The following is a 12,076-nucleotide window of genomic DNA, read 5'->3' as shown; positions in this document are numbered from 1 at the left end:
TCCCCAGGCGAGTCGATGACCCTCTTCGAGGCGGTCGGCGGCGAACCCACCTTCCGCAAGCTGGTGGACGAGTTCTACGCGGGTGTTGCCGATGACCCGCTGCTGCGCCCGATGTACCCGGAGGAGGACCTCGGCCCGGCGGCCGACCGGCTGACCCTGTTCCTCATGCAGTACTGGGGCGGCCCGCACACCTACTCGGAGCAGCGTGGCCACCCGCGGCTGCGGATGCGGCACGCGCCGTTCCGGATCGGGGCGGCCGAGCGGGACGCCTGGCTGCGCCACATGCGGCGCGCCGTGGACCGGCTGGACCTGCCGCCGGAGATCGCCGACGCGCTCTGGGACTACCTGGAGCGGGCCGCGTACTTCATGGTCAACGTGATGGAGGACCCGGCCGCCGGGGCCTGACGGCAGCGGATCGCGCGGCGCCGGGGCCCGGGGGCCCCGGCCGGCGCGGTCAGAGCAGGGCGCCCTCGTCGTGCAGCCAGTCCACGAAGGTGGTGGCCACCGCGGCGCCGCAGTCGAGCATCTCGACCAGCAGCGCGTCGTGGGTGCCGGCGCCGAGCGGGACCTGGAGCTCCGCGTAGATCGGGAGCTGACCGCGCTCGGTCGGGTCGCCGATGTACGCCTTGCAGAACCGTCGGGTGTGGTTCCACTCGTTGACCACGCGGTAGGCGCGGTCGGCCCAGTCCGGCGGCACCGTCGCGTGTGGACGGGCTCGCATCACCAGGATCTCGTCGTCCGGCCCCTCCAGGGTGACCAGCACCGCGTGCCGCTCCCACATGGCCAGCAGGTTGCCGTCGCCGTCGGCCAGGTAACGCACGTCGAGCAGGTCGAGCGCGTCGCAGACCCGGCGGAGGGTGACCGGGGCGACGGTTGCCGGCATGTCCGCGATCACGGGCCGCTCGGCGGCCGGGGTGTCGTCCCCCGGCTGGCGGGGGGTCGGCGGTCCGACCCGGACGGTTTCCTCCACTGTGATCCCGGTTCGAGTTTCCGGATCGCCGCCACTGGCGGGACCTGGGCGCCATGACCACCACGGCATCGCTCGCGCACCTCACTCCCCAGCGGATCCAGCCGCCTACGGTGCGTTGGATCCGAGCATGGACGGTACCCGTACAGCCGGGCTGAGGCATCCCCCCAACGGACGCACCAAACCGGAAGGATGATCCGGGGTCATCCGTTCGGATGAGTGATTGTGGGCGTAAGGCTCAGTTCCGCCACCTTCCGCGACCAGGCCGCTCCGTACGGTCCGACCAGACCGACCCATCGGCCGGCGACGCGTACCCGGATGTCGCCGGTGCCGACGAAGCCCATCCGGACCAGCCCCTGCACCAACCGCTGCGGCACCTCCACCGGGGCGTCCGGCGCGTCGTCCGGAGTCACCACCACGGCGACGTGGTCCAGCAGCGCGTCCCGCAGCGCGCGCTGCCCCACCGCGCGGCCCGCCACGCCGTGCGTGGCCGCCTCGCGCAGTGTCCCGGCCGCCGCGGCGGCGATCCGGCGTACGTCCTCGGCGGGCAGGGCCTCCACCGCCCGACTGGCCGGCGGCGGCAGCGGCCAGCGCCAGCCGTCGTCGCGACGCCGGGGCAGCGCGGCGCCCCCGGCCGACAGCTCGGCCAGCAACTCCCCGGCGGCGACGGTGACGTCACCCGGGGCCGTCCCGGTGACCGTGCGGACCACCAGGACGCCCCACGGCAACCGGGCCCAGAGGGCGGTACGGCCGACGCCGGGCACCGGCCGGAGCCGGACCAGAGTGGCCGGGTCCAGCCGGACCAGCCGGGCCAGGAAGGCCCCCGCGTCGGCCACCCCGTCGAGCCCGTGCCCCGCCGTCGGCCCGGTCACCCGAGCTCCTCGGTTCGCGACCGCGGGGCTCGCCGGACCGGCCCGCGCCGCACTCTCACGCCGCCCCCTCGGCTCCCGGCCGCGGGGCGCGCGGAACCGCTCCGCGCGCTCACTCCGCCACCCCCGGCGCGTACCCGAGCAGGAAGGCCCGCTCCTCCGGGGAGATCCGGCGGGGCCGCTGCGCCGCCAGGTCGAACGGGACGAGGACGGACCGGGCCCGGCTGGCCAGCACCTCGCCGTCGTACAGCTCGTAGGCGACGGTGAACGAGGCGGCCCGCAGCTCCTCCACCCAGAGCTCGATGCGGACCGTAGGCGCCGCCTCCGCGGTGGCCCGGCCCAGCGCGTAGTCGACCGGGCGCAGGTAGTCGACCTCGTGCCGGCGGATGACCACCCCGTCGGCGAACGAGCCCACCCCCCACGCCCGGCCGCCGGCGAACATCAACGCCACCCGCGCCTCCTCGTAGAGGGTGAGGAAGCGCGAGTTGTTGACGTGCCCGTACGCGTCCAGGTCGGACCAGCGCAGCGTGCAGTGGTAGACGAAGCGGTCAGTCACGGGTGAGCTTGCGGTAGGTCACCCGGTGCGGACGGGCGGCCTCGGCGCCGAGCCGGTCGATCTTGTTCTTCTCGTACGCCTCGAAGTTGCCCTCGAACCAGAACCACTTGGCCGGGTTCTGGTCGTCGCCCTCCCAGGCCAGGATGTGCGTGGCGACCCGGTCCAGGAACATCCGGTCGTGGGAGATGACCACGGCGCAGCCCGGGAACTCCAGCAGCGCGTTCTCCAGGCTGCCGAGGGTCTCCACGTCCAGGTCGTTGGTCGGCTCGTCGAGCAGGATGACGTTGCCACCGATCTTCAGGGTCAGCGCCAGGTTGAGCCGGTTCCGCTCGCCACCGGAGAGCACCTTGGTCGGCTTCTGCTGGTCCGGCCCCTTGAACCCGAACGCGGCGATGTACGCCCGCGACGGCATCTCGACCTTGCCGACCAGGAGGTGGTCCAGCCCGTCCGAGACCGTCTCCCAGACCGTCTTGTCGCCGGCCAGACCCGCCCGGCTCTGGTCGACGTACGACAGCGAGACCGTGTCGCCGACCTTGACCGAGCCGGTGGTCGGCTCCTCCAGCCCGACGATGGTCTTGAACAGGGTGGTCTTGCCGACGCCGTTCGGGCCGATCACACCGACGATGCCGTTGCGCGGCAGCGAGAAGCTGAGGCCGTCGATCAGCACCCGGTCGCCGAAGCTCTTGGTCAGGCTGCTCGCCTCGATAACGGTGCTGCCCAGTCGGGGACCTGGCGGGATCTGGATCTCCTCGAAATCCAGCTTGCGGGTCTGCTCCGCCGCGGTGGCCATCTCCTCGTACCGGTCGAGCCGGGCCTTGGACTTGGTCTGCCGGGCCTTGGCGTTGGAGCGGACCCACTCCAGTTCCTCGTCGAGGCGCTTCTTCATCTTGGCGTCGCGGCGCCCCTCGACGGCCATCCGGGCGGCCTTCTTCTCCAGGTAGGTGGAGTAGTTGCCCTCGTAGCCGATGGCCCGGCCGCGGTCCAGCTCCAGGATCCAGCCGGCCACGTTGTCGAGGAAGTACCGGTCGTGGGTGATCGCGATGACCGTGCCGGCGTACTTGGCCAGGTGCTGCTCCAGCCACTGCACGCTCTCCGCGTCCAGGTGGTTGGTGGGCTCGTCGAGCAGCAGCAGGTCGGGCGCCTCCAGCAGCAGCTTGCACAGCGCCACCCGACGGCGCTCACCGCCGGACAGCTTGGTCACGTCGGTGTCCGGCGGCGGGCAGCGCAGCGCGTCCATGGCCAGCTCGAGCTTGGAGTCGATGTCCCACGCGTCGGCGTTGTCCAGCTCCTCCTGGAGCTTGCCCATCTCCTCCATCAGCTCGTCGGAGTAGTCGGTGGCCATCTGCTCGGCGATCTTGTTGAACCGCTCCAGCTTGGCCTTGGTTTCGGCGACCGCCTCCTCGACGTTGCCGAGGACGGTCTTGGCGTCGTTCAGCGGCGGCTCCTGCGCCAGCATGCCGACGGTGTAGCCGGGCATCAGCCGGGCCTCGCCGTTGCTCGGCTGGTCCCAGCCTGCCATGATCTTGAGGAGGCTGGACTTGCCGGCGCCGTTCGGGCCGACCACACCGATCTTGGCCCCCGGCAGGAAGTTCAGCGTCACGTTGTCGAGCACGACCTTGTCGCCGTGCGCCTTGCGCGCCTTTTCCAGGACGTAGATGAACTGGGCCACGGTGCGGGCTACCTCCGTCGGTTGCGTCTGGGTCGCGGGCACGGGCGCGGGTCGGCATCTCCGCCCGCCGCCGCCGGCCGGGGCCGGCCACGCGCACGCCACCGTCAATCCTGACAGGTACGGCCGGCTCCGCCCACATCACCCCGCCCCGAGTGACTGGTCGAGGTGCTCGTCGGGGGTTGTCTACAAGATCACGTCTGTGGTTCGGTTGGGGTGGGACGGGTACCTGACTCCGCACGGGGGAACAGACGCCGCAGATACGCTCAGTACGCTCATCGCGGTGGACCCGTCAGCACCCGGAGGTGGCCGATCGTGACCGTCCGTAGCTCCTTTGTCGTAGTGGCGAACCGACTGCCGGTCGACGAGGTGAGCACACCCGAAGGACGGCAGTGGCGGCGGAGCCCGGGCGGGCTGGTCACCGCGCTGCATCCCGTCCTCGCCGACCACCAGGGCACCTGGGTCGGCTGGGCCGGCGGCACCGGGGCCGCGCCGGAGCCGTTCGACCTGGAGGGGATCCGGCTGCATCCGGTGCCGCTGAGCGCCGAGGAGTTGGAGCGTTACTACGAGGGCCAGTCCAACGCGACGATCTGGCCGCTCTACCACGACGCCGTGGAGACCCCGGTCTACAAGCGCCGCTGGCGCGAGACGTACCGGCTGGTCAACGCCCGGTTCGCGGAGGCCGCGGCGGACGTCGCGGCCGAGGGCGCGACGGTCTGGGTGCAGGACTACCAGCTCCAGCTGGTCCCGGCGATGCTCCGCGAGCTGCGGCCGGACCTGCGGATCGGGTTCTTCCTGCACATCCCGTTCCCGCCGATCGAGCTGTTCATGCAGATGCCGTTCCGGACCGAGATCCTGCGCGGCCTGCTCGGCTCGGACCTGGTCGGCTTCCAGCAGCGGCTGGCCGCGCAGAACTTCGTCCGGCTCGCCCGGCACCTGCTCGGGCTGCGCTACGAGGGGCAGATGATCCAGGTCGACGGCCGGCAGGTGAAGGCCGGCGCCTTTCCGATCTCCATCGACACCCGGGAGATGGAGCGGCTGGCCGAGGACCCGGCGATCCAGGCCCGGGCCAAGCAGATCCGCGAGGAGTTGGGCAACCCGAAGACGATCGTCCTGGGCGTCGACCGGCTGGACTACACCAAGGGCATCGAGCTGCGGCTCAAGGCCTTCCGCGAACTCCTGGCTGACGGAAAGTTGACAGTTCCGGACGCCGTCATGGTGCAGGTGGCCACGCCGAGCCGGGAACGGGTGGAGCACTACCAGGCACTTCGAGTGAAGGTCGAGCGGGAGGTCGGCCGGATAAATGGTGAATTCGGACGGGTCGGCGTGCCGGCGGTGCATTATCTGCATCAGTCGTACAGTCGCTCCGAACTTGCCGCGATGTACGTCGCGGCAGACGTGATGATGGTGACCCCGCTGCGAGACGGAATGAATCTGGTGGCCAAGGAGTACGTCGCATCGCGCGCCGACCAGGGCGGCGCGCTCGTGCTCAGTGAGTTCGCCGGCGCCGCCACTGAGCTGCGCCAGGCCTTCCTGTGTAACCCCCACGACCCCGACGCGGTCAAGGACGCGCTGCTGCGCGCCGTGCACGTCGAGAAACCCGAGGCCCGCCGCCGGATGCGGATAATGCAGCGCCACCTGCGCACCCACGACGTGGGGCACTGGGCCAAGTCGTTCCTGACCGAACTCGGCGTGCCCGATGCGGAGGCGGCGTGAACTCCCCCAGCACCGCCACCCACCCCGTCATGGATCCCGAGCTGCGTGCCGCCATCGGCCGGATCGCCCGGGTTCCGCAGCTCCTGGTCGCCTGCGACTACGACGGCACGCTCGCGCCGATCGTCGAGGACCCGAGCAAGGCCGTCCCGCTGCCCGAGTCGGTGGCCGCGGTCCGCGCGCTGGCCTCGCTGCCGCAGACCACCGTCGCGGTGGTCTCCGGGCGCGCGCTGCGCGACCTGGCCACGCTCTCCCGGCTGCCCAGCGAGGTGCACCTGGTCGGCAGCCACGGCTCGGAGTTCGACATCGGCTTCGTCGAGCGGCTCTCCCCCGAGCTGATCGCGGTGCGGACCCGGCTGCGGGACGCGCTGCGCCAGATCGCCGCCGACCACCCCGGCGTACGGCTGGAGCGCAAGCCGGCCAGCGTCGCGATGCACACCCGCGGGGTGGACCCGCAGGTGGCCGCCTCCGCCGTCGAGGCGGTGCGCAGCGGCCCGGCCACCTGGGACGAGGTGACCGTCACGCAGGGCAAGGAGGTCATCGAGCTGTCGGTGGTGGCCACCCACAAGGGCACCGCCGTCGACCAGCTTCGCACCCAGCTCGCGGCGAGCGCGGTGCTCTTCATCGGCGACGACGTCACCGACGAGAACGCCTTCGGCAACCTGCACGGCCCGGACGTCGGCATCAAGATCGGCCCCGGCGACACCCAGGCCGACTACCGGGTGGCCGAGCCGATCGAGGCGGCCCGGGCGCTGGGCCTGCTGCTGGAGACCCGGCGGCACTGGCTCTTCGGCGAACGCGCGGTGCCGATCGAGCGGCACTCGATGCTGGCCAACGGCCGGACCGTCGCGCTGCTCACCCCGGACGCCAAGATCACCTGGCTGTGCCACCCGAAGCCGGACTCGGCGGCGATCTTCGCCGACCTGGTCGGCGGCAGCCCGGCCGGGCACTTCAGCATCTCGCCGGAGCGCGGCGGCATCCCGCTCGGTCAGCGCTACCGCAGCGGCACCATGACGGTGGAGACCCGCTGGTCCGGGCTGACCGTCACCGACTGGCTGGACGTGCCGGCGGCGGAGACCACCCCGGACGGTCCGGCCGTCGTCACCGGCGACTCGACGCTGGTCCGGGTGCTCACCGGCACCGGCCGGGCCCGGGTGGACTTCGCCCCTCGGCCGGAGTTCGGCCAGGTGGCGGTGCAGTTGCAGCCGATCGACGACGGCCTCCTGGTGCTCGGCTCCAACGAGCCGATGGCGCTCTACTCGCCCGGGTTGAACTGGGACGTCACCAGCGACGGGGTGAACGAGACGGCGAAGGCCGTGGTCGACCTGTCCGCGCTGGGCGGGCAGGTCGTGCTGGAGCTGCGTTTCGGCACGCAGAGCCTGGAGCACCACACGGTGCCGATCCACGAGCGGCAGGCCGCCGCCGAGCAGCCCTGGAAGGACTGGGTGGCCGGGCTGCGGCTGCCCGGCACCGCCCGGGACCTGGTCGCCCGCAGCGCGCTCACCCTACGCGCGCTCTGCCACGAGCCCAGCGGCTCGATCCTCGCCGCGGCGACCACCTCGCTCCCCGAGGAGCTGGGCGGCGTCCGGAACTGGGACTACCGCTACTGCTGGCTGCGGGACGCGTCGATGACCGCTCGGGCCCTGGTCGACCTCGGCTCGACCGAGGAGGCCGAGGCGCTGCTGCGCTGGATCGACGGCGTGGTCGAGCGCACCGGCGGGCACCCGGAGCGACTGCACCCGCTCTACACCGTCGACGGGTACGAACTGGGCGCCGAGGCGGTCATCGACACCCTGCCCGGGTATGCCGGCTCCCGGCCGGTCCGGGTCGGCAACCTCGCCAACCACCAGCTGCAGCTCGACGTCTTCGGCCCGATCGCCGACCTGATCGCCGCGGTGGCCGACGCGCGGGGCTCGGTCCGCGAGGACGAGTGGCGGGTGCTGGACAACATGGTCGAGGCGGTCCGCCGCCGCTGGCACGAGCCCGACCACGGCATCTGGGAGGCCCGCCTCCCGCCGCGGCACCACATCTTCTCCAAGGTCATGTGCTGGATGACCGTCGATCGGGCACTGCACGTGGTCCGGCAGCACGGCCACGAGGACCGGCCGGAGTGGGTGGAGCTGCGCGACCGGATCGCCGCGAACGTGCTGGAGTACGGCTGGCACGAGGTGGCCGAGGCGTACAGCGTCGCGTACGGGCACGAGGACATGGACGCCTCGTCGCTGTGGATCGGCCTGTCCGGGCTGCTCCCGGGCGACGACCCGCGCTTCCTCTCCACCGTGCTCAAGATCGAGGCGGACCTGCGCAGCGGCCCGGTCGTCTACCGGTACCACTGGGACGACGGCCTGCCCGGCCGGGAGGGCGGCTTCCACATCTGCACGGCGTGGCTGGTCGAGGCGTACCTGCGCACCGGCCGGCGCACCGACGCGGAGGAGCTGTTCGTCCAGATGATCGACACGGCGGGCCCGACCGGGCTGCTCCCGGAGCAGTACGATCCGCTCGCCGAGCGCGGCCTGGGCAACCACCCGCAGGCGTACAGCCACCTCGGCCTGATCCGCTGCGCCCTGCTGCTGGACAACATGCTCAAGCAGTGACCTGACCAGCGACATCGGCGGCCGGAGACGAGGAGTCTCCGGCCGCCGTTCATTGCTCCCGCACACCGACGGACGGACCCCACCCACAACCGGGTTTCCGGGGAGCCCGCTCGCGCAGGGATCAAGCCTGACCGCCCGGAGCGAGCGGGCTCCCGGAAACCCCCGACGACGAGCCGGGTCAGACGTCGAGCACCCCCACCACGTCGCCGATGACGACGATGGCGGGCGGGCGGACGCCTGCCTCGAGCACGTCGACCGCCACCGCGCCGAGCGTCGAGCGGAGTGTCCGCTGGCCGCTGGTCGTGCCCTCCTGGACCACGGCCACCGGGGTCTCCGCCGTGCGGCCGTGGGCGACCAGGGTGGCGCTGATCGCGGCGAGGTTCTTCAGGCCCATCAGGACGACCAGGGTGCCGCGCAGGCCGGCGAGGGCCTCCCAGCGGACGAGGGACGCCGGCGAGTCGGGGGCCAGGTGGCCGGAGACCACGGTGAACTCGTGCGCCACCGCCCGGTGGGTGACCGGCACACCGGCCACCGCGGGTACGGCGACGGCGCTGGTCACCCCGGGCACCACGGTCACCGGTACGCCCGCCTCGGCGCAGGCCAGCAGCTCCTCCCCGCCCCGACCGAAGACGTACGGGTCGCCGCCCTTGAGCCGGACCACGAACTTCCCGGCCCGGGCCCGGTCCACCAGGATCCGGTTGATCTCCTCCTGCGCGCGCGACGGCCCGTACGGGATCTTCGAGGCGTCGACCAGCTCCACATCGGGGCGCAGCTCGTCGAGGAGCAGCCCGGGGACGAGGCGGTCGGCGACCACCACGTCCGCCCCGGTGAGCAACCGCCAACCCTTCACGGTGATCAGCTCCGGATCACCCGGCCCCGCGCCCACCAGCGCCACCCGTCCGGGTGCGCCGCCGGTCCTACCGGACGGTTGGGGACGCACGCTCAGCAGGTCGCGGACGGCGTCCCGGACGGCCATCGCGCGGCGCGGGTCGCCGCCGCCCAGCACGGCGACGGTGACCGGGCCGTGCCGGGTGACCGCCGGGGTCCACGCGGTGGCCGCCGCCCGGTCGTCGGCGCGGACACAGAAGATCCGGCGCTCGGCGGCGACGGCGCTGACCGCGGCCGCGGCGGCCGGGTCGTCGACGGCCACCTGGACCAGCCAGGCACCGTCCAGGTCGGCGGGGGCGAAGCGGCGCGGCACCCAGTGCAGCCGGCCCGCGTCGGCGTGCGCCCGCAGCGCCGGGGTGAGCTCCGGCGCGACCAGCAGGACGTCCGCGCCGGCGTCGAGCAGCGCGGGCACGCGCCGGGTGGCCACCGCTCCCCCACCCACCACGACGACCCGCCGGCCGGCCAGCCGCAGCCCGAGGGGGTACGGGTTGCCAGTCACGCCGCCGCCTCGCTACCGAGCCTCATGCTCCGCTCGCTCACTTCTCCGCCACGCCCGCCGAGTCGAAGGTGGCCACCTCGTGCAGCACTCGGACCGCGCCGGTGACGACCGGGAGCGCGAGCAGCGCGCCGGTGCCCTCACCGAGGCGCAGCCCGAGGTCGATCAGCGGGTCGAGGCCGAGGTGCCGCAGGGCGGCCGTGGCGCCCGGCTCGGCGGAGCGGTGCCCGGCGACCATCGCCCCGACCGCGTCGGGTGCGAATGCGGCGGCCGCCAGCGCGGCGCTGACCGCGATCACCCCGTCCAGCAGCACCGGCACCCGGCGCGCGGCGGCCCCCAGGACCAGCCCGGCCAGCGCGGCATGCTCCAGCCCACCGACCGCGGCCAGCACGCCCAGCGGGTCGGCCGGGTCCGGCGCGTGCCGGTCCAGCGCCGCCCGCACCACGCCGACCTTCCGCGCGTACGTCCCGTCGTCCACCCCGGTGCCGCGCCCGGTCACCTCGGCCGGGTCGGCCCCGGTGAACGCGGCGACCAGCGCGGCGGCCGGGGTGGTGTTGCCGATGCCCATGTCACCGGTCAGCAGGATGCCCGCCCCGGCGTCGACCAGTTCCCGGGCGATCCGGATGCCGGTCTCCACCGCCGCCCGCGCCTCGTCCCTGGTGAGCGCGGCGGTCACGGTCATGTCCCGGGTGCCGGGGCGGACGGTCGCGGCGACCAGCCGGGGCCCGGCCGGGTCGGTGGCGTCGACCGGGAGCGGGGTGGCGACGCCGACGTCGACCACGGTGACGGAGGCGCCGGCCTGCCGGGCGAACGCGTTGACCACCGCGCCGCCGGCCAGGAAGTTGCCGATCATCTGCGCGGTGACCTCCTGCGGCCACGGGGTCACGCCCTGGGCGTGCACGCCGTGGTCGCCGGCGAAGATGGCCACCGCGGCCGGCTCGGGCAGCGGCGGCGGGCAGGCCCCGGCCAGCCCGGCGAGGCGTACGGAGAGGGGCTCCAGCGCACCGAGGGAGCCGGCGGGCTTGGTCAGCCGGCCCTGCAGCTCGCGGGCCGCCGCCATGGCGGGCTCGTCGAGCGGCCGGATCGCCGCCACGGTGGACTCCAGCATCATGCCTCCAGGATCTCCGCCAGCACGTCGGTGAACGCGTCGGTCGTCGCCGGATCGCGCACCGCGATCCGCAGCCAGTCCGGGCCGAGCCCGGGGAAGGTGTCGCCCCGGCGTACCGCCCAGCCGCGCTCGCGCAGCCGCTCCCGCACCTCGGCGGCGCCGGGCCGGTGGACCAGGACGAACGCGCTGGCCGGGCGGCCCGCGACGCGTACCCCGGGGAGGCCGGACAGGCGGGCCACCAGGTACTCGCGGTCGGCGGCGAGCCCGGCGGCGATGGCGCGCTCGGCCGCCACGGCGGCCGGGGACGCGCAGGCGGTGGCGGCGGCGAGCGCCGGGGTGGAGACCGCCCACAGCGGCTGGGCGGCGGCGAACCGGGCGAGCAGCGCCGGCTCGCCGAGCAGGTAGCCGACCCGCAGGCCGGCCAGCCCCCAGGTCTTGGTGAGGCTGCGGACCACCACCAGGCCGGGCAGGTCGCGGCGGTCGGCCAGGGACTCGGGTTCGCCGGCCACGCCCGGGGCGACGGTGGTGTCGGCGAACGCCTCGTCGACCACGAGCACCCGGCCGGGGCGGGCGAGCGCGGCGACCTGCGCGGCGGGGTGCAGCACCGAGGTGGGGTTGGTGGGGTTACCGACCAGCACCAGGTCGGCGTCGGCGGGTACCCGGGCCGGGTCGAGCCGGAAGCCGTCGGCCGGGTCGAGCAGCACCCGCTCGACGGCGTGCCCGGCGGCCCGCAGCGCGGCCTCCGGCTCGGTGAACTGCGGGTGCACCACGACCGGTCGCCGGGCGTCGCGCAGCGCCCGGGCAATCAGCACGAAGCCCTCCGCCGCGCCGGCGGTGAGCAGTACCTCCTCCGGGGTACGCCCGTGCCGGGCGGCGACGGCGGCCCGGGCCGGACCGGGATCGGGGTACGCGGCCAGCTCGCCCAGCGCTGCGACCAGCGGGTCGGCCAGCCAGTCGGGCATCGGGGCGCGGCGGACGTTGACGGCCAGGTCGACCAGCCCCGGGGTCGCCTCGGCGTCCCCGTGGTGCCCGAGGTCGGGCTCGTCCCGCCGGTCCGCTCCCGGCCCGGCGGCGGCCGGCGCCCCGGTCAGCTGAGCACGCATGTCCGCGATCCTGCCGGGAAGCCGCCGCCCGGGACAGCGGATCCCGGCGTGGGACGCGTCACCACCGCTCGACCCGCTCGCCCGTTTATGAATTCTTCTCATTTCCGAATCGGAAA

The 12,076-nt window shown here is 73.7% G+C and carries 10 protein-coding genes; 3 read left to right on the top strand and 7 right to left on the bottom strand.

The annotated features are described in order from the left end of the window. Window positions 1-15: 15 nt before the first annotated feature. Window positions 16-405, top strand: a complete 390-nt coding sequence (locus ACFYML_RS23395; RefSeq protein WP_357441106.1) for a globin — start codon at window positions 16-18, stop codon at window positions 403-405. 49 nt (window positions 406-454) lie between these two features. Here ACFYML_RS23395 and ACFYML_RS23390 read toward each other — a convergent pair whose 3' ends face one another. The 4 genes from ACFYML_RS23390 to ettA form a co-directional block, all read right to left on the bottom strand. Then, window positions 455-1,039 carry a YbjN domain-containing protein gene (locus tag ACFYML_RS23390; RefSeq protein WP_357440974.1) on the bottom strand — a complete coding sequence of 195 codons (585 nt, stop codon included), beginning with the start codon at window positions 1,037-1,039 and terminating at the stop codon, window positions 455-457. A gap of 131 nt (window positions 1,040-1,170) precedes the next feature. After that, entirely contained in the window at window positions 1,171-1,839 is a 669-nt protein-coding gene (locus tag ACFYML_RS23385) for a hypothetical protein (protein ID WP_387422664.1), read from the bottom strand. Window positions 1,840-1,948: 109 nt separating this feature from the next. Further along, window positions 1,949-2,392 (bottom strand): thioesterase family protein, encoded by a 444-nt coding sequence (locus tag ACFYML_RS23380; RefSeq protein ID WP_357440968.1) that lies wholly within the window; start codon window positions 2,390-2,392, stop codon window positions 1,949-1,951. Then, window positions 2,385-4,061 carry an energy-dependent translational throttle protein EttA gene (gene ettA, locus ACFYML_RS23375; protein ID WP_387422663.1) on the bottom strand — a complete coding sequence of 559 codons (1,677 nt, stop codon included), beginning with the start codon at window positions 4,059-4,061 and terminating at the stop codon, window positions 2,385-2,387. Before ettA ends, ACFYML_RS23380 begins: the two co-directional genes overlap by 8 nt. 312 nt (window positions 4,062-4,373) lie before the next feature. Here ettA and ACFYML_RS23370 point away from each other — a divergent pair, with 312 nt between their 5' ends. Both ACFYML_RS23370 and otsB read left to right on the top strand, forming a co-directional pair. Beyond that, window positions 4,374-5,774, top strand: coding sequence for a trehalose-6-phosphate synthase (locus ACFYML_RS23370; RefSeq protein ID WP_073836622.1), 1,401 nt, complete (start codon window positions 4,374-4,376; stop codon window positions 5,772-5,774). A gap of 29 nt (window positions 5,775-5,803) precedes the next feature. Then, window positions 5,804-8,365 carry a trehalose-phosphatase gene (otsB, locus tag ACFYML_RS23365; RefSeq protein WP_387422710.1) on the top strand — a complete coding sequence of 854 codons (2,562 nt, stop codon included), beginning with the start codon at window positions 5,804-5,806 and terminating at the stop codon, window positions 8,363-8,365. A 178-nt stretch (window positions 8,366-8,543) separates the two neighbouring features. On the opposite strand, the gene cobA is transcribed toward otsB, so the two are convergent. Genes cobA through cobC form a run of 3 tightly spaced genes read right to left on the bottom strand, consistent with a single transcriptional unit; the run spans window position 8,544 to window position 11,960 of the window. After that, complete coding sequence (gene cobA / locus ACFYML_RS23360) at window positions 8,544-9,752, bottom strand: uroporphyrinogen-III C-methyltransferase (protein WP_387422662.1); 1,209 nt, start codon at window positions 9,750-9,752, stop codon at window positions 8,544-8,546. 37 nt (window positions 9,753-9,789) lie between these two features. After that, window positions 9,790-10,857, bottom strand: coding sequence for a nicotinate-nucleotide--dimethylbenzimidazole phosphoribosyltransferase (gene cobT / locus ACFYML_RS23355; protein WP_387422709.1), 1,068 nt, complete (start codon window positions 10,855-10,857; stop codon window positions 9,790-9,792). Beyond that, complete coding sequence (gene cobC / locus ACFYML_RS23350; protein WP_387422661.1) at window positions 10,857-11,960, bottom strand: Rv2231c family pyridoxal phosphate-dependent protein CobC; 1,104 nt, start codon at window positions 11,958-11,960, stop codon at window positions 10,857-10,859. Before cobC ends, cobT begins: the two co-directional genes overlap by 1 nt. Window positions 11,961-12,076 lie beyond the last annotated feature (116 nt).

Origin of the sequence: Micromonospora sp. NPDC007230 (assembly GCF_042869115.1) — a bacterium.
In the GTDB taxonomy this organism is placed as follows: Bacteria; Actinomycetota; Actinomycetes; order Mycobacteriales; family Micromonosporaceae; genus Micromonospora.
The sequence above is the reverse complement of the archived record's forward strand: the minus strand, read 5'-3'. Positions and strand labels throughout refer to the sequence as shown.